Origin of the sequence: Sporosarcina sp. ANT_H38, from assembly GCF_008369195.1 — a bacterium.
In the GTDB taxonomy this organism is placed as follows: Bacteria; Bacillota; Bacilli; order Bacillales_A; family Planococcaceae; genus Sporosarcina.
The window spans coordinates 671,132-690,312 of record NZ_VOBC01000001.1 but is presented as its reverse complement, the minus strand read 5'-3'; the positions used below and the strand labels follow the sequence as shown (position 1 = coordinate 690,312).

At 40.3% G+C, this 19,181-nt stretch carries 14 protein-coding genes and 1 other annotated feature; of the genes, 2 read left to right on the top strand and 12 right to left on the bottom strand.

Going from position 1 to position 19,181, the window contains the following annotated elements:
• Nucleotide 1: 1 nt before the first annotated feature.
• The 8 genes from FQ087_RS03295 to FQ087_RS03260 all read right to left on the bottom strand — a co-directional run bounded on the left by FQ087_RS03295 (nt 2) and on the right by FQ087_RS03260 (nt 10,790).
• The gene (locus FQ087_RS03295) at nt 2-1,213 is read right to left on the bottom strand and encodes a type II secretion system F family protein (protein ID WP_149579121.1); all 1,212 of its coding nucleotides are present in this window, start codon (nt 1,211-1,213) and stop codon (nt 2-4) included.
• A gap of 2 nt (nt 1,214-1,215) precedes the next feature.
• Nucleotides 1,216-2,253, bottom strand: coding sequence for a type IV pilus twitching motility protein PilT (locus FQ087_RS03290; RefSeq protein WP_149579120.1), 1,038 nt, complete (start codon nt 2,251-2,253; stop codon nt 1,216-1,218).
• 11 nt (nt 2,254-2,264) lie between these two features.
• The gene (locus FQ087_RS03285) at nt 2,265-3,923 is read right to left on the bottom strand and encodes a GspE/PulE family protein (RefSeq protein ID WP_149579119.1); all 1,659 of its coding nucleotides are present in this window, start codon (nt 3,921-3,923) and stop codon (nt 2,265-2,267) included.
• A 26-nt stretch (nt 3,924-3,949) separates the two neighbouring features.
• Nucleotides 3,950-5,257, bottom strand: coding sequence for a VanW family protein (locus tag FQ087_RS03280; RefSeq protein WP_149579118.1), 1,308 nt, complete (start codon nt 5,255-5,257; stop codon nt 3,950-3,952).
• On the bottom strand, nt 5,247-5,711 hold the full coding sequence (locus tag FQ087_RS03275) for a hypothetical protein (RefSeq protein ID WP_149579117.1): 465 nt from the start codon (nt 5,709-5,711) through the stop codon (nt 5,247-5,249). Before FQ087_RS03275 ends, FQ087_RS03280 begins: the two co-directional genes overlap by 11 nt.
• Before the next feature lie 302 nt (nt 5,712-6,013).
• Nucleotides 6,014-7,738, bottom strand: coding sequence for a sensor domain-containing diguanylate cyclase (locus FQ087_RS03270; RefSeq protein ID WP_149579116.1), 1,725 nt, complete (start codon nt 7,736-7,738; stop codon nt 6,014-6,016).
• Nucleotides 7,739-7,763: 25 nt separating this feature from the next.
• Entirely contained in the window at nt 7,764-9,467 is a 1,704-nt protein-coding gene (locus FQ087_RS03265; RefSeq protein ID WP_149579115.1) for a sensor domain-containing diguanylate cyclase, read from the bottom strand.
• A 117-nt stretch (nt 9,468-9,584) separates the two neighbouring features.
• Nucleotides 9,585-10,790: a bifunctional folylpolyglutamate synthase/dihydrofolate synthase gene (locus tag FQ087_RS03260; RefSeq protein WP_149579114.1), complete on the bottom strand. Its 1,206-nt coding sequence runs from the start codon at nt 10,788-10,790 to the stop codon at nt 9,585-9,587.
• Nucleotides 10,791-10,852: 62 nt separating this feature from the next.
• On the opposite strand from FQ087_RS03260, the gene FQ087_RS03255 reads away from it, so the two are divergent.
• Both FQ087_RS03255 and FQ087_RS03250 read left to right on the top strand, forming a co-directional pair.
• Complete coding sequence (locus FQ087_RS03255; protein WP_149579113.1) at nt 10,853-11,719, top strand: ATP-grasp domain-containing protein; 867 nt, start codon at nt 10,853-10,855, stop codon at nt 11,717-11,719.
• Nucleotides 11,716-12,513 (top strand): ATP-grasp domain-containing protein, encoded by a 798-nt coding sequence (locus FQ087_RS03250; protein ID WP_149579112.1) that lies wholly within the window; start codon nt 11,716-11,718, stop codon nt 12,511-12,513. Before FQ087_RS03255 ends, FQ087_RS03250 begins: the two co-directional genes overlap by 4 nt.
• Before the next feature lie 580 nt (nt 12,514-13,093).
• On the opposite strand, the gene FQ087_RS03245 is transcribed toward FQ087_RS03250, so the two are convergent.
• The 4 genes from FQ087_RS03245 to FQ087_RS03230 form a co-directional block, all read right to left on the bottom strand.
• Complete coding sequence (locus tag FQ087_RS03245; protein WP_149579111.1) at nt 13,094-14,539, bottom strand: DUF7305 domain-containing protein; 1,446 nt, start codon at nt 14,537-14,539, stop codon at nt 13,094-13,096.
• A 1-nt stretch (nt 14,540) separates the two neighbouring features.
• Nucleotides 14,541-14,981, bottom strand: a complete 441-nt coding sequence (locus FQ087_RS03240) for a PilW family protein (RefSeq protein WP_149579110.1) — start codon at nt 14,979-14,981, stop codon at nt 14,541-14,543.
• A gap of 2 nt (nt 14,982-14,983) precedes the next feature.
• Nucleotides 14,984-15,427, bottom strand: a complete 444-nt coding sequence (locus tag FQ087_RS03235; RefSeq protein WP_149579109.1) for a hypothetical protein — start codon at nt 15,425-15,427, stop codon at nt 14,984-14,986.
• 610 nt (nt 15,428-16,037) lie between these two features.
• A complete protein-coding gene (locus tag FQ087_RS03230; protein WP_149579108.1) occupies nt 16,038-18,686 on the bottom strand; it encodes a valine--tRNA ligase in 2,649 nt (882 codons plus the stop codon).
• A 166-nt stretch (nt 18,687-18,852) separates the two neighbouring features.
• Nucleotides 18,853-19,093, bottom strand: a binding site (T-box leader).
• Nucleotides 19,094-19,181 lie beyond the last annotated feature (88 nt).

The following is a 19,181-nucleotide window of genomic DNA, read 5'->3' as shown; positions in this document are numbered from 1 at the left end:
CCTACATTCCATCTATATTATTAAACATCTCGAACATCGGCATCATAATAGCTAAGACAATAGTCCCAACTAAGCCCGCTAACAGCACAATCATTAAAGGCTCTATTAAAGCTTTCAACCGATCCGTAGCTGCTTCTACTTCCTTCTCGTAGAAATCAGCAACTTTGGCCAACATCGAGTCCAAAGAGCCTGTTTGCTCACCAATGGCAATCATATGAGGAATTAATGGTGGAAACGCCCAATGTCCGTTCATCGGCTCCGTCAACGAGCCACCGCGTTCTAGCGATTCTTTGGACTTGGCAATCACTCGCGAAATGACTTCGTTTTCTACGATCTTTTCGGTCATGGACATCGCTTGTAAAATTGGAACTGAACTAGCAAACAACGAACTCAATGTCCTTGTCATTGTTGCCAAAACAGACTTCTTCATGATGTCACCAAATATCGGTAGCCTCAAAAGAAAAGTGTCCAACAGCAGTTTTCCTTCTTTATTGCGTCTCATCATCCAAATCCCACCCACAACAATCACCGCGAATAAAACAAGCAAGTACCAATAAGTCGTCACAAAAGTACTCGCGCTCATAACGAAACGCGTAATCCAAGGTAACTCTCCTCCGAAACTAGCAAACATATCGACAAACATCGGTACGATGGTCGTCAATAAAAAGATGACGACTCCAATTGCCAAAACTGCCACGATAAGTGGATATGACATAGCCGAGACCACTTTTTGTCTCAACTGATGTGATTTTTCAAAATGATCAGCAAGGCGATCAAGTGAATCATCAATCGTACCGGACATTTCGCCTGCCCGAATCATATTGACAACGATTGGTTCGAACGCTTTCGGGTGTTTTGTAAATGCCCCCGACAATGAACCGCCTCCACGTAAATCATCGTTTACCGTAATCAGTATCTTTTGAAACGGTTTCGATTCGACTTGTAGTGACAGTATCCGAATAGCATCGATGATTGTAACACCCGCTCTGAGAAGTGTTGAGAATTGACGGAGAAACATGATTAAATGTTCTCGTTTCACGGGTTTTCCGATGACGATTTCTTTTGTCAGCGTAGTTTCTGCTTGTACAGTTAAGTTCGTCACACGGATTCCCTGACTCTTCAATTTTATAGCAGCTTCACGCTTGTCCACTGCCACGATTACACCTGTCCGAATTGCTTTTGCATCGCGTCCTTCATACTTGAAACGAGCCATCGTTATTCATCCCCCTCCAAGTACGGAATGGCGGTATCATACGAAATAATACCTTGGTCAAGGAAGGTTCGGACGGAAGATGACATCATATGCATTCCAGCCGCACGGTTTGTTTGAATGATTGTAGGAATCTGATGTACTTTTTCGGTACGTATCAAGTTTGCGATTGCAGGATTATTAATCATTACTTCCGTCGCAGCGCGTCGTCCTTCGCGGTCAGCTGTTCGGAATAACCGCTGTGAAATAACGGATGTCAAAACGCCGGCAAGCTGGACACGAATTTGCGATTGTTGACCATGTGGGAATACGTCAATAATTCGATCGATTGTAGATGCCGCACTCCATGTATGTAGTGTAGCGAGAACAAGGTGCCCCGTTTCAGCTGCAGTGATTGCTGTCGATATTGTTTCCAAATCTCGCATTTCTCCGACAAGGATGACATCTGGATCTTGGCGAAGCGCCGCCCGTAACCCTGATGTAAAAGAAGCCGTATCAAAGCCTATTTCCCGCTGATCAATAATCGAAGTACCATGCGCATGCATATACTCAATCGGATCTTCCAGCGTAATGATATGCTTGCGCATTGTTTCATTCATATATTTGATCATCGCTGCAAGTGTCGTCGATTTACCCGACCCAGTTGGCCCTGTCACAAGGATGAGTCCTTGCTGCGTCTCCGCCAATTTTTTTAACGTTTCTGGTAATTGCAAGTCATCGATTGTCGGTATTATCGTTGGTATTGTCCGAAAAGCAAGTGATATGGAGCCGCGTTGCTGAAATACATTGACACGAAAACGGGCCACTCCAGGTACTTCATAGGAATAATCAATTTGCCCATGCTCTACAAAGTCTGGATACATCTTATTCGGAATCGTCAATTGTGCGACTAATTCAGTAAATTGTTTATCGATCGACACATCACCATAGCGTTTTAAATCCCCATGAATCCTAAATATCGGAGGTACATCTACTGTTAAATGGATATCTGAAGCACTTAACTTAAACGCGGTCTTTAGCAGTTCATCAATCTTCCTATTCATGTACAAAACCCCTATTCAATCAATGCGACGCGCAATACTTCTTCTGTCGTCGTAATCCCTTGTTTCACTTTCAATAAACCGTCATCCATCAAAAACATCGTTTTATTGCGAATTGCAATTTCTCTCAAATCCGCCGTCGAACCGCCTTTATTAATAACGTCTCGCATATCATCGTTTAAAACAAGCACTTCGTGAATTGCAATCCGTCCACGATAGCCAGTCATATTGCATACTGCACAGCCGGAACCTCTTATCACTTTTTCTATCGTGATGCCCCGCTTCGCAAAAATCTCCACTTCGCGACTAGAGGCAACCATTTCCCGTCCACAATCACGACAGACGCGGCGAATAAGGCGTTGGGCGATCACCGCATTCAGCGATGAAGTTACGAGAAACGGTTCGACTCCCATATCTAACATCCTAGTAATCGTAGCTATGGAATCATTCGTATGGATTGTACTGAGAACTAAATGACCAGTTAATGATGCCCTAATCGCAATTTCAACTGTTTCACGGTCACGTATTTCTCCAACCATAACGATATCCGGGTCTTGTCTCAAAATCGACCTAAGACCTGCCGCGAATGTCAATCCGACATTTGGGTTCACTTGTATTTGGTTTACTCCTTCTAGCTGATACTCAACCGGGTCTTCTACTGTAATTATATTTACTTCTTCTTTGTTCAATTTATTAAGAGCGGCATAAAGAGTTGACGATTTACCCGATCCAGTAGGCCCTGAAATAAGGACAATTCCATTTGGTTTTTCAATTTGTTCAAGAAGCCGGTCCAGATTCAACTTATTGAAACCGAGTTTTGTCAGGTCGTTCAAAGAACTACTGAGATCCAGAATACGCATGACAATTTTCTCACCGTAAACTGTCGGCAACGTAGAAACACGAAGATCAATCGGTCGAAAATCGACATTCGTCTTGATTCGACCATCTTGAGGTATCCGGTGTTCTGTAATATCGAGATTTGCCATAATTTTAATACGCGCACTAATCATCGCTTGCATATGCTTTGGTAAAAAACGTTCCGATTTCAACATACCGTCAATCCGGAAGCGTATGGCTACCTGATGCTCTTGTGGATCGAAATGGATATCACTTGCTTTTTGCGTAATTGCCGAAGACATGAGTTGATTGACAAGTCGGACGATTGGGGAATCTAAATCTGTCAACTCATCTTGCTGTTCAATCTGTTCAGTTGTTTGTTCGATGAAAAGCTCATCAAATGATTCCTCATCGTAATACTTTGAAATAGTCCGCATTATATCATCTTTTGAAGCAATCGCAGTTTCGATATGGAATCCAGTAGACAACCGCAAATTATCGACCGTAATATAATCCATCGGGTCTGACATTGCGACAAAAAGCCTGTCCCCTTCGGCTTTCAACGGGACAAGCAAATTACGTTTCGCAAATTCTTTCGGGACAACATTAAAAAGTTTAGGATCAAAAGGGTATCTAAACAAATTGACGTGTGGAATGCCCAGTTGGAATTCCAATACTTCAATCAGTTGCTGTTCGGTGATAAAACCATATTGAAGTAGCGAGTCGCCAAGTTTCTGATCGCGTGGTTTTTCACTCAATGCTGCTTGCAGTTGTTCATTTGTGATGAGACCAGACTCAACGAGCAGGTCACCAAGTCTTTTACGTGTAGTCGACATGCTATCCCCCCATTCCGTTCTAACGCCTACTCAATTATATTTCCACCTTTATCATACTGAACTTCTTTCTCGTCTTCGCCTTTTAATGGTGAAGGATCTTTATCATCATTAGACTCCAAAACATTTTGGGAATCGGCAGAATTTTGATTGTCCTGTAAATCAACTGTTCCTCCGTTGCTACTTTCGGAAGTTTGTTGCGAATCTTTTTTCAATGGATGGAGTTCAATTTTAGGTATCGGAGCATAAAAATCAGATGAAATCATTTCATCCTCTACTACCGAGCCTTCGTATGAAATCGTTCGGTGAACTTCCACTTCCATTCCTTTTCTGCCTTCATCAGCTACACGTACTTGTCCATCTGGTACAAATGCACTGAATTGCTGTATTGTTTTTGGCTCGAATGATTCTAGTTGTCCGACAAACGGGGAGTAGGAATAGAGTAATGGCATACCGATAATTGACGAAACAATTTTCCCTTTATCAGATTGAATATGTAAACGGAAAGCCGTCTTGTTCGGATTCGTGAAGATGAAATTCAGTCCAAGTTGCTCATTAATCGCCGCCTCGAATCCCGGTTCTGCTAAAGGGGCTAGTATACTTCCTATATTGCGTTCATCAATAACAAAGTTCGTCTGCAAAATTGTCGCGTAAAGAACAGATGCAAGCACCGTTAGTTCCTCATCAGAAACGAGACCAACCTCATTATTTTTAATGAAATCAAATAAAGAAAACGTTGCAAAAGATGTGATTTCTGTACCATTTAATGCATTGATTAAATTCATGAATGAAGTCGAAGGCTCTGTTACTGCAATTGACGATGTTGCGATTTCTTTTTCCGTGAAGTCCGAGTAATCCGTAATGTGAACATTAAGTGGCATAATACCTGTTTCTAACTTCCGTTCGATACCCGTTGCAATCGATTGAATACTATCCTCAGTAAACAGGATTGAAGAAAACTGCTGTGTTAGTATCGTTCGAAGTCCATCGACTGAAACTGATGCGACAATCGGATTTTCTTTACCTGAATTTGATTGTTCAACCGTTTTTTCTACGTCAAAAGTAACTACTTCGACAGGCATTGCAACAGTGATATCCTGATAAGTTAAATCGACAGCAAAATCCGTTTGAAGTGTTATGAAATCTGTTCTTAATTGCTCTTTCACAGCTTGTTCTTTTTGTCTTGAGATATCGAAAGGACCAACAAAGGTTTCATCCCCAAAATCCTTTGATGATACATTAGTAAATGCGAGGGCACCAACAGAAGAAAAACCGTAGAAAACGAGCGTTGACGACAAGACTATAATAAACGTATTTAAAAATCCCTTACTTCTCATCAGAACGCTCCTTTCTATCGTAAAACTCCTTCTGCCCACTATCAATTTCTTCTCGATTTGCGCTCATCCATAGATTCAAATCATCCTCAATCGGTTCCATCGCAAAATCAACTTCCTTGTTCACTGTCGCAGCTATTTCTTCATTCGCATTGATTCGGTTAGATTTGGTAATTTCACGAGGAATAACTTTTACCACGGGGCGCTCAGAAACGATTACTACTTCCGGTTCAGACCGCTTGTCTAACAACACTGAAACAGCGAATGCGAGTCCGAACATTACTGCTAGGACATAGAGTGGATCAAATGCGCCTTGCATTATGAGACCTATAAAAGATATACATAATCCAGCAATCGTTCCCACTATAAATCGATTACTTATTCGTTTCCGACGAACTATATAAATTACTATAGGAAAGGATAAAATCGCAGCTACTAATAGAATGATATATTCCAATATGGGGTCTCCCCTTACTCATTTTATAGTTCATAGGTTATTTTAAATTAGAACAATGTAATCGTGTAGAGTTACTATGTTTACTCATTCATTTCTCATTACTATTATCATAGATTCGACACAGTTTGTCACGGTAAAGATTGTCACAATGGAAGAAAGATACAGAAAAAGACCGATTTCTCGGTCTTTTTCTGTAAATTAAATATATACGTTGATTTCTCTATGAAGGTAGAGGATACCTTGGCTTATTTTATATAGGTATTCGTTTGTTCAATACCTAAAAGACAATCAACGATTTAGTATCATAATGTTTCAACGAAGTCCCTTCCATAAACTCCTACTTTATTCCTACCTGCTTGCTTGCCGCCTATGTACAACGCTCGGTCGGCATTACGCAAAAGTTCTTTTGCATCTGCAGCATCTTTAGGTACATTAGCAATGCCAATGCTAACGGTCATACGGACATCAAGAGGCTCCCGTCCATTAGAAAGATCCGGGTTTACTCGGAATATAGTCGATTCCACTTCACTCCTAATTTCTTCAGCAAGCTTGACCGTTTCATCTTTATCAATATTCGGTAAGATGAAGACAAATTCCTCGCCTCCGTATCTAGCAAGAGTGATGTCCAAATCTTCATATGTCTTAAGAATCGTCGCGAGCGCACACAACAGGTCATTCCCACTTTGGTGTCCATATGTATCATTGATCGATTTAAAGTGATCGATATCCAAGATGACGGCGGAAAGTGAATCGATTTCACCTGTATGATAACGAATGACGTCTTCCTCTAATTTCCTGTCAAGATAGCGGAAGTTATGCAATTTGGTCAAACCGCATCGTTCACTTTGTTTTATGGTTTTTTCGTATAAGCGAGCTTTCACTAATGAAATTGCAAAATACCCTGTTAAAACGTCAACTATTTTCAAGTCAAGTGCTTCAAATATTTTCTTACGCTTGGACGTTAAAATAAGAAATCCTTCCGTCTTCTGATCTCGTCGGATTGGAGCGGTCATAACACATTCCACTCCTTGCGTAAATTCGAAGTTTGTCAGTGACCTTATTTCTTTTTTCGTCGACAATATTCTTGTCACGTCAATATCCAGTCCATCACACTTAGACTTTCCAGGATAATACGAAAAGTTCTTCAAGTTTTTTGTAATAACATTATTTTCAGAACCCATTAGTGTAATCAGGTATTCTCCGGAACGTAGATCCAAAATATATGCGTTATCGTAGGGCACTACATCCTTCAGTTTTTCGATGAACGTTCGGATCACATCTTCATAGCCTAGCCTATCGGCAAGTTCATGCCCGATAATACCAGCAGATGAAAGTTTGTCATTCATATTATCGGATTGATTGTACCTTCTTGCGATTATTAAAACGAGAAGGAATGGAATACCCATTAAAATGAATGCGTTATTACCAAAATATTCATTTAGAAAATAAAAAGATATACTGATCGGAAACAACATCATTGTAGAGATGAAATCCCATATGACAAACTTTTCTTTCAAAGAAAATGTTCCAAGTTCAAAGTATAGATATAATTGCATCAAAGCACTATTGATAACTGTATAACTGGTCGCATAAAGAAGCCCAAATAGGCAGATATTCACGAAGTCCGTAGACCCTATTACACCACCTGCGTAATGAAATAGAGCTCCACTCGCTAGCGAGATTGGCGTAAAAATCATTGAATTCACGAAGAAACGTTGCATGATTGGCAAATCTGTTTTCTTGCCAAAAAGTAAAATAAGCATAGCCATCTGCGTAAATACAAACTCTGCAAATACACCGTATTGAAAAAAGACTGTGAACGTAATCCAACGTTCCATAGAAATTGTCATATTTTTCAACTGCAATGGCACAGTCATCGTTACGAATAATAGCGCGAATAAAATACTCAGATTCAACCAATCAATTTCTCTTGAGGGAAATAAAGTGAATGCAAGATAGATGCCGGGAGGAACGATAATAATCCATATTATAAAGGTGATAATCTGAAACCTTTTAGATATTTCCAATCATCCGACACCTCCTTGAAATAACTCACTTTACATATTCAGCTACTCTGTTACGTCCAGCCTGTTTTGCCCCCAAATAAAGCGCACGATCCGCATTGCGTAAAAGTACCATGGCTTCATCTGTATCTCCAGGAGCCGACGAAACACCAATACTGGATGTAATATGGACGATAAGTGGCTGTATGTCTTCGACCAAATCCGGAATGATTGTAAAATCGTGTCCACCGATTTCATCCAGCAGATATTCGGCAAAATTAACTGCATCAGCTTTTGTCATATCGGGTAATATGTAGACAAATTCCTCTCCGCCAAAGCGGCCAACTGTTCCTCCAACAGGAAGTGCCGCTTCAAGTTTCCTAGCAAACATATAAAGGATATCATTCCCGCTTTGATGTCCATATCTATCATTCACTTGTTTAAAATGATCGATATCAAGCATAACGACCGAAAGACTGTCTATCTCTTTGTTTTTTAGCCTGTCCATTTCATACACTAACTGTTCTTCAAGAAACCTGTAATTATAAAGCTTCGTTAACGCACAACGCTCATTCTTTGTGACAGCTTCCTCCATATAACGCGCCTTCTCTATCGAAACAGTAAAATAAGAACACAATAAGTCCAAGATTTTTAACTGATATTCATCAAAGTATGACTTCTGATCCGAAGCCATAAACAGAACCGCCTCGATTTCCTGGTTTCGTGAAATAGGTACACAAAGTACACTTTGCATTCCATCAGGCGAATAATCTTTTGATATCGATTCCCATTCTTTCCTTTCCGAATAAATGAGTGGCTTATTTTGTGCAAGAACCATCCCTGCAATCCCTTGTCCAGCAGTTAAATCGGCAAAATCAATCTCGATGAATTTATCATGTTCGAACGAACGTAAGAGCTCAAGCCAACCGTCTTGATGGTCAAATAGATACATGTACTCTACGTCAAACATGTCCGATACGTTCAGGACAAATTGGTCAATAACATTCTTTTCCGTCAGCAAAACTGAAAGTCCATGTCCGATGTCACCAGCTTGTTTCAATTTTTCGTTGATTTTTTCCGAATTATTATAAAGGCGGATAACTAACGAAATAAAGAAAAATGGAATTCCAAGCAAAAGAAATGCACCCACCCCGACAAATTGCAGTAAATAATATAATGTAAGCGATAAGGGCAAGACGACTAGGACCATCGCATAATCCAGCAATAGGCCTTTCGAAAAGAACCGTGAGTCAACTCCTTTGTACACTGCCAATAATTTCAGAACGAAATCATTGAATACGGTATGAACCACCTGATAGCAGAAAACCGCAATGAAAACTGGCCAAAAATCGATCGAACCAATTTCACCGCCTGCCAAACCAAAAGCGATGGCAGCGATAATTGATAAGAAGAAAAATAGCGTAGAGTTAATGAAAAATCGTTGCAACGAAGGCAATTTATTCGATAATGAGAAGATATTTGCCAAGATCGCAATTTGCATAACAATCATTTCAATAAAAATCCCATGCATTAAAAAAACAGGCACCGTCACCCACAAAACCAGGAAGACAGGGGTACCATTTCTAAATATAGGGTAATAGACAGTAAGAAAACCGAAAACAGTAAAAACAACTATATTTATCCAATTCACTTGCCCTGGTGGATAATTCAAGAAAACATAAATCAATCCCAATGGAACAGTAAATAACCATAAAATGAAATAACGCATAGTGGACCTCATTGTAACCGCCATTACATTATCCACTCCTAATTTACCAAATCAAAAAATACAGAACATATAATAATTTTATCAAACATACAATCGACTGTCACTAGTGTCTATGAATAATTATATCAATCATCGACGAAACTAGTTCATTATACCCGATATCAAATACAGTGACCCTGTCACTACTTTTTTACCACTTAGACCCTTTTCTAATATTATAGTATCACTCTCAAAATTTGTCACCCTTTTTTCTTGATGTTGGCAATATTCCATTAATTGGTCCCCACTAGCCGCTTGAGGATGTGGGAACGTCAGAAAAGTAAATGAGGCAGCAACTGGTATTAGTTCATTCAGCGTCTTTTCGATATCTTTCCCCTTCAGCATGCCTATGACAAAGTCTACTTTTTCTCCTGGAAACTCCAATCGAATCGTTTCTGCAAGTACTTTAGCTGCTGCCGGATTATGCGCGCCATCCATAAAAACACCAGGGGATATTTCTTGAAAACGATGTGCAAGTTGCGTTGTAGCAACAGCCCTAGAGACTGCTTCTTCATCAAGCTGAATGCCCGACGCAAGAAGTGATTGAATGGCAACTGCCGCATTAACACCTTGATGATGACCTTTCATCTTCCGCCCCGCCAACTGAAATATTTTCGTTCCGCAAAATTTTTCATCTTTCATATCAAACTGCTCACCATAAATAATAAGCCGGCTCCCTTGTCGACTTGAAATCTCGTGAACGACTTTGAATGCTTCATCAGGCAATGGTCCTATTACGACAGGAATCCCCTCTTTTATAATACCTACTTTATGCGCCGCCACTTCCGCTATTGTCGTCCCGAGAAAAGCAGTATGATCGAGTGCAATCGAGGTAATTACAGAAACTAGTGGCACCACGACATTCGTACTGTCCAACAAACCACCCATCCCCGTTTCCAGCAATACATAGTCTGGTGCAAGACGTTCAAATGTCACGAAAGCAGCGATAGTAAGTAATTCGAAATCCGTCAGTAGACCGCTTAATCCCGCTTCTTTCATCGCACAGAACGTTTTATCCAATTCCTCTTCTTTTATCACCTCGCCATTGATGCGTATCTGATCATGTATATCGATGATTGCGGGCGACGAAAAGACACCCGTTGACAAACCATGCTCTTTCAAAATAGCTTCCATAAAGGCAATCGTAGAACCCTTTCCATTCGTCCCTGTTACATGGATGACTTGCAATTGTTTTTCTGGATGCCCCACTTTAGACAGCGCTTCTAGCACAGCTTCCAAACCTGGTTTAATCGAATTATCACTATCAATTCCCCATCGTTCTTTATATACATTCATTTTTGGAATCAAAACTATCCCTCCGTATGTTAGAATCTAGTTATAAAAAGTATATCATTCTCGGAGGGTTCCTAATGCAAAGTTGTTGGGTTATTTATAATGGAAGTTTGACAAGCGATAAATTTAAGGATCAGGCTGAGCTGATGAAAGAAGCAGCGGAACGCGCGGGAATACAAACTGAACTTAAGAAAAACTATGAAGTGATGATGAATTTGGAAACGAATTTTGACAATCGCCCAGATTTTGTTATCTTTTTGGATAAAGATATTCTTCTCGCAAATTTCCTTAAAAATGCGGGGATTCCTGTCTTCAATGACCCCGATGTCATTGAAACATGCGATAACAAAGCAAAACAGTATCTCGAACTTTCTAGGCAAGGCATTCCAATGCCTGAAACTATCATTGCACCGAAAGTGTATCCGAATTTCACCATCAAAGATTCAGGTTACTATGAACTAGTGTTAGAGCGTCTTGGCTTACCGATGATTATTAAAGAAGGTCACGGTTCATTCGGTATGAAAGTGTATTTGATTGAAACGAAAGAGCAGTTTTATGAAAAGACGGATGAATTGCGGGGCATCGACTATGTATTTCAGAAATTCATCGAAACAAGCAGAGGACGTGATATCCGAGTAAACATCGTCGGAGATGAGGTAGTAGCCGCAATGCACCGTCACTCTGAAACTGATTTCCGAGCAAATATTACGAATGGCGGTGTGGCAACAGTAATCGAACTAACAGACCAACAAAAAGCGTTAGCGATTAAAGCCGCTCATGCTGTCGGTGCAGAGTTTGCTGGTGTCGACTTACTATTTGGTGACAATGAGGAGCCCCTCGTCTGTGAAGTCAATGCAGCAGCTCACATACGCAACATTTATAATGTTACAGGTATTAATGTTGCAGATGCAATGATTGCGTATATCTTGAGGAAGCTAGAGTGAAGGGTTACGTTTATTATTCAGCGGCTGAATCAGTTAGAAATCATGCGTTTATTGATGAATTAATAATTGAGTCAGGAAAACTCGAGATAGAACTTCGTTTACTAATTGGAGATGATCAGCCAGATTCCGATGCAGATTTCATTCTTTTCAGGGACCGCGATACGAAGCGAGCAACCAAGTTTGAGATGGAAGGTTCAAGGCTATTCAATCGTGCTGAAGTAAATCGAATTGCGAATGATAAATTGCAGACATTTGAACTTGCTACCCTGCTTGGTGTTCCGGCTGTTCCGACGAGAAAGATTCGTTCAATTGGTGACATAAATTCGTATCCTTGTGTGTTGAAAACCGTCGATGGTCATGGTGGGGACGAAGTTTTCCTTTGCACATCGGCCATGGACGCAGAGTTGTTTTTCAACAAGTTCCACGACCGAAAACTAATTGTCCAACCCTTCATCGAATCCGGCGCCCGAGATATACGCGTATTTGTGATTGGCAATGAAGTCGTCGGAGCCGTAAAACGCACTGGTAACGGTTCATTCAAATCAAACTACACGCTCGGTGGCTCGGTCGAAAAGTACATACTTTCCAGTTGGCAGGAAAAAGATGTAAAAACTATTTCCCGAGCAATAAAAAGCGATTATGTCGGAATTGACTTCATATTGTTACCGGATGGAAGATGGCTGTTGAATGAAATCGAGGATCCTGTCGGGGCAAGGTCACTGTATATTACGCATGAGTTTTCGGTGGCTGAGAAATTGATGGGATATATTAAAGAGAAGCTTTCCGGAAGATAGTTAGTGACAAGCATTTTGTGCAAACATAAAGACAAGCTACTTGAATAAACATGCAAAAGATCAGATATCTGGGTAGATGTCTGATCTTTTTTTTGTTATTTTAATTATGTGAGTGTTACCAGAGATGAGGTTGAAATACAGATTCTCTTCAAATTTGCTGCGGCGCTTAGGGGAAGCCTGACCGCTGCGCAACTATCAGGCTTATGACTTCAGCTCCCCCCGAAAGGCAAATTCGCTCAATTTTTGATTGGAGACATTTGTTCAATATATGTAGTAATTGAATGAGTGACTGGCGCCAAGGATTTACCTTTTGGACATTCAATTCGAATTCAATATGAGCGAAATCCCCAAATTCCACATCATTCGGGATATGGTTTTCGCTCATTAAATCACGAAGAGCTGTAATAGTATTCGCTACGTTGTATCAAAGAACTATGCACTTTCTGCATTAGTTAACATATTCGGTTTGACATCTGAGTACCTGTTGAGTGAGAGATTGGCACCGAATATCCAGATTGGCTTGTATCCCAAATTAATAATGAAATAACTAAATTGCTTTAGACACAGTTACCCCAAATTTCTATTTCTCAATTAACTGTTTCTTAAGGATTAAATTTTCTCCATTACCATAGTCCTTTATCGAACTACCAGACCCGATACCCGGACTTATAACATCGTAAGTAACAGACCCACCCCCTGTTCCAATAAACGAATCTGCAATAATCGAACCTTTAATATTTCCACCACCAGCTAAAGTAAATTTAGCATTAGGCACCAAGAATAATTGAGTGTTCACACTTGCTCCACCATCCACTTTTACTTCAGTACCTCCAGAAATAATATTCCCGTGAAAACCTCCACCAGCACCGATATTAATATTTGCACTTTCTGCGAAGAGTGATCCAAATATTTTTTGGGATCCACTTAAATTTATTGGACTAGAACCTTTTTGATAAACTTGCAACTTTTCTACATCACCAGTATTGCTGTTTATTGTACTTCCTGATCCCATTGTCATTTTATTTTTTACATAAATAGTTAGTTTTCCGGCGCCAATTATTTTAATATGTCCATTAGTCATATTTAGATGATCAACCACAATCTCTCTATTAGTATCTCCTACATTAATTATTAGTGTATTATTTTCGTTAAGGAGTATTTCCTTAAATTCCATATTGCTACTCATATTCAGTGTATATCCATTTGTTATATAGTTTCCTATCAATAACTTTCCGTCTTTTACTAAATCAGTCTTATTCCCATTACTGTTCATAATTTCCTGATTTTTCGGTATATTATATATAGGGAATCTAGGAAACGGTGGTAATTCAACAAAATTCCCCACACCTTGAATCACTTTACCGGTAACCGCTCCTCCTCCACTAAATGTCACATCACCAGGATTATTAGATTTCGTACCAGCATCTCCGTGTATCTTTACACTTCCATCTAATCTGATAGTCTTACTAACATATAACGCCATATTTCCTGAAATCCCCGGCCCCTCAATCAAACTCGGCTCTAAAAAAACTTTAACTTCCTGTGAAACTGTGCGATTTTTATTGCCAATCGTCCCTACAGATTCAATTTCAAATACCGGTGGGTTGGTACTCTTTAGTGTCACTGTTATCGAAGCTAAAGGATTATTACCGAAGCTTGACTCAAATGACGACATTGTTCGAGGTGATAAATCTACCTTGGACACGACTTCCGAGTAGAATCTTCCTACGAAATCGAATGTTGATTTTTCAATAATTGGCAAGTTATTGTATATTGTTTTTACAGTTTGGAATGCGACTTTTACAACTTCATTAATATCATAGACTTTATCAACAACACCGGATTCCGCAACATAAAATACAGATTGATCATCCCGCTCTCCCGCCGTTATTTTCACAAAGTTCGAAGTGATCATCAGAATACTTAGTCCAAGGACAGTTAAAACCACAAGTACCATTAATACAGCAACAAGGGTGAATCCACTATTGTTGGTTTGAAGATGATTTCTTTTTTGCAATTTCCTCAAATTAATCACCCTTTCTTAATACGATCTTAGTTTTAACTTTTTCACCGGTTTTACTAATAATCTCGAGATCTACTTGATTATCTAACCTCTCAGCAACAAAATTTTCAATATCCTTAACTAAAATCGTTCCATCTTTATTTTCAATAGATTTATTCGCACTATTATATTTATACTCAATAACACTTGTCAATTTGATATGATCACGCTTTGAATCAACATTTGCTATGCCACTCTCATCAACTTTCCTAATTTCTTTGGTAATCACTTTCGCCGCATAGGTAACATCGTATAAATGTCTTGATTTTTCTGATTGGCTTTTATATTGTTTCTGGCCAAATAAATGAACGTTTGAAATTAATAGCATAATAATTGAGCCAATAATTAGTACGGCAAGGATTTCAACTAAGGTTAGTCCTTTTTCATTGTTCAGATATTTCCTCATTATTAATCAGCCCCCCAAACTACTAGATTTTCCATCTGGGCTTGAATATTATCATCAGGTATACCTCGTACTTCTACTATTACACGATCCATATTACCCTTTTTATTTTGTAATTTAATTTTTATTAAAACATTAGAATTATACCCTTTCTCAAATACAATCCAACCACTTTCAATTGATCCATTGGTATAACCCAAACCTTTAATTGCCCCTTCTTTCGCATTATGTTTAATAGTCGTACTAAGCGCATATATATTTTCCATCTCTTCCTGTGCAATATACGTCGCATCAATAATATGCTCGGACGCCTTATTAACTTTAGCTGATTGTAGAAACATCATTAAAAAAGTCGTTAGTAAAAGGGTTAAAATAACAATAGAGGCAAGCACTTCAACAAGCGAGAGCCCACCTTCCCCCATACCCCTTTTCAGTTTTAACTTACTCATGTCTATCATCCTTTTCATTCGTGCTATTTAAGTTGAACTTATGAATACGTATATAAACAGAACGTAGGCTCCTTACCAAGGGTAGCCGTAGTCATAAGACTGAAAGCGCAGCGGTCAGGCTTATGATGGGAGGCATCCCCTAAGCGCCGAAGTGGATCAGAAGGGATTTTTATATCTCAATCTATATAAGTTGACTATTTTGTAAAAAAACAATTTAAACAGTCTGATTTTAGCCAACGCTATCGCTTTACTCCTAGACTATACCTATATTATAAGAAATTAATAGAATTATATAAACCTATACTACCACATTCCATAATTCATAATCAAAATGGAATTAATAATAATTCAAATTACTAGCTAATGTGGATATGCCAAATATATGGTCACACATTCGTATTTCGACAGAACAGAGACCGCCTATTTCGTTATGACCACCATGGAGTTCGTTATGCTCGGCATGGATGCACTTATGACCGCCTTGAGCTCTGTTATGGTCGGCACGGGTGTGCTTATGCTCGCCACGAGCGCAGTTATGACCGCCACGGCTAATTTATCAAACAAAAAGACCCGATCGCACTAATCGCGACGGGGTCTTTTCGTTTTCAAATTAGATTTCCTTCAATTCTTGCATACGACGCTCAACGGCAGCGTATTTTTGTAGGTAGTCACTTTCCTTAGCACGTTCTTCTTCAACTACAGCTTCAGGTGCTTTCGACATGAAACGTTCGTTTGAAAGTTTGCCTTGAACGCGTTTCACTTCGCCTTGCCATTTCGCAAGCTCTTTTGTTAGTCGTGCGAGTTCTTCGTCGATGTTCAGTAGGCCTTCAAGTGGTAAGAACAGTTCTGCTCCTGTAACGACAGCTGACATCGATTTACCTGGTGCTGTGATGTTGTTGCCTAGCGTTAATGTCTCAGGGTTACAGAATCGTTCGATGTAGCTGCGATTCGCTTCTAATACAGCTACAGTTACATCGTCTTTAGCTGAAATATAAAGTGGAACTTTTTTGCTTAATGGTGTATTTACTTCTGCGCGGATATTACGTACTGCACGGATGATATCCATCAGCAGTTTCATATCAGTTGCACGCGTTTTATCAGTAAGCGCAGGATCTGCAACCGGCCATGCAGCGACTGTGATTGATTCGCCTTCATGCGGTAAGTTCTGCCAGATTTCTTCTGTGATGAACGGCATGAACGGATGTAGCAGGCGCATCGTATTATCGAGTACGTATGCAAGTACAGAACGCGTCATTTTCTTAGCTGTTTCATCTTCACCGTAGAGTGGCAGTTTCGCCATTTCGATGTACCAGTCACAGAAATCATCCCAGATGAAGTTATAGAGTGCACGGCCGACTTCACCGAACTCGTAACGATCTGCAAGTTTCGTCACTTGGTCAATTGTTTCATTCAACCGTGTCAAAATCCATGCATCTGCTACGGATTTTTCACCCGTTAAATCGATTTCTTCGTAAGTCATGCCATCCATGTTCATGAGCGCAAAACGAGATGCATTCCAGATTTTATTGGCAAAGTTCCAGATGGCTTCAACTTTTTCAGTCGAGTAACGAAGGTCCTGCCCTGGTGATGAACCTGTTGACAAGAAGTAACGTAGTGCATCTGCACCGTATTTTTCGATGACATCCATCGGGTCGACACCGTTACCAAGTGATTTAGACATTTTACGACCATCTTCTGCACGTACGAGTCCGTGTATCAATACGTCTTTAAATGGACGCTGATCCGTGAATTCGATTCCTTGGAAAATCATCCGAGATACCCAGAAGAAAATGATGTCATAGCCTGTTACTAGTGCATCTGTTGGGTAATAGCGTTTGAATTCTTCGTTGTCGAGATCCGGCCAGCCCATAGTCGAAAACGGCCATAGCGCAGATGAGAACCATGTATCAAGAACGTCATTGTCTTGACTCCAGTTTTCGCTATCGGCAGGTGCTTCATGACCGACATGAATTTCGCCCGTAACATTGTGGTACCAAGCCGGAATACGATGGCCCCACCAAAGTTGACGCGAGATACACCAGTCATGAACATTTTCCATCCATGTTAAATAAGTTTTTTCAAAACGGTCTGGTACGAAGTTTACTTTGCCTTCTGCTTCTTGCAATTTAATCGCTTCATCAGCAAGTGGTTGCATTTTAACGAACCATTGTGTTGATAAATAAGGTTCAACGACAGCACCACTACGTTCTGAGTGACCGACAGAATGATTATGTTCTTCAATGTTGAATAGAACAGCCATCTCCTGTAAGTCTTTAACGATTTCTTTACGGCATTCGAAGCGGTCCATTCCTTCGTATTTACCAGCAAGCTTGTTCATTGAACCGTCTTCATTCATCACAAGGACACGTGGAAGGTTATGACGGTTACCGATTTCAAAGTCATTCGGGTCATGTGCAGGAGTAATTTTCACGGCACCACTTCCGAATTCCATGTCAACATAATCGTCTGCGATAATCGGAATTTCACGCCCGACAATCGGTAATGTAACAGTTTTGCCAATCAAATGCTTGTAGCGCTCATCTTCAGGATGGACTGCAACCGCAGTGTCCCCAAGCATTGTTTCAGGTCGAGTTGTCGCAATTTCGATACTGCCTGTTCCGTCTGCCAATGGGTAACGCATATGATAGAAAGCACCCTGTATGTCTTTATGGATGACTTCGATATCAGATATCGCTGTTTTCGTAGCCGGATCCCAGTTGATAATGTATTCGCCACGGTAGATAAGACCTTTATTATAAAGTTTAACGAAAACTTCCTGTACAGCTTTCGAAAGTCCTTCATCCAGGGTAAATCGTTCACGTGTATAGTCAAGACCCAAACCAAGTTTCGCCCATTGCTCACGGATATGGCCTGCGTACTCGTCTTTCCATTTCCATGTTTCTTCAACAAATTTTTCACGACCTAAATCATAACGTGTCGTTCCTTCTTCACGAAGTTTTGCTTCAACACGAGCCTGTGTCGCGATTCCCGCGTGGTCCATTCCTGGAAGCCATAATGCATCATAACCTTGCATGCGTTTCATGCGCGTCATGATATCTTGTAACGTTGTATCCCATGCGTGGCCTAGGTGAAGTTTACCTGTAACGTTCGGTGGTGGAATAACAATGGTATAAGGTGTTTTATCGCTTTCAGGCTGTGCTTCAAAGTACTTCCCTTTCAGCCACCATTCGTAGCGACCTGCTTCAATTGTCTGCGGATCATATTTCGTCGGCATCGACGTGTTGTTTTCAGTTGACATGTTGTTTCCTCCTTTATTTTTGGGAATGAAAAGTGTAAGGCGCCGCTTAGCCCCGACAGGCACAAGGGAGTTTGCGAGGAGGCGTACTACAGCCACCACAGCGAAATCACTTGTGACCCGAGGGGTTGGCGCCTTAAAACTGGACACAAAAAAAACTCCTATCGCCTTAAAGGACGAAGGAGCTGTTCGCGGTACCACCTTTATTCGTGCACATAAAAGAACTGTGCACCTCAAACTTCGATAACGGCTTCAAACCGGCTTCCGCTACTGTAAGAGATACGCTCTCATACTTTTTCACGGAAACTGCTCATGGGTTACATTCAGTAAATAATCGACAGGTTCTTTCAGCACTCGAACCCTCTCTTTAGTCTAATCCATTCACTTACTATCCCAATCATCGCATCCATATGCAATTAGTCTGATTGTAACGGAATATCTTATCAACCGTCAAGTAAATTAGGAAAGGATGACATCATGCGAAGAGGCTATAACCCT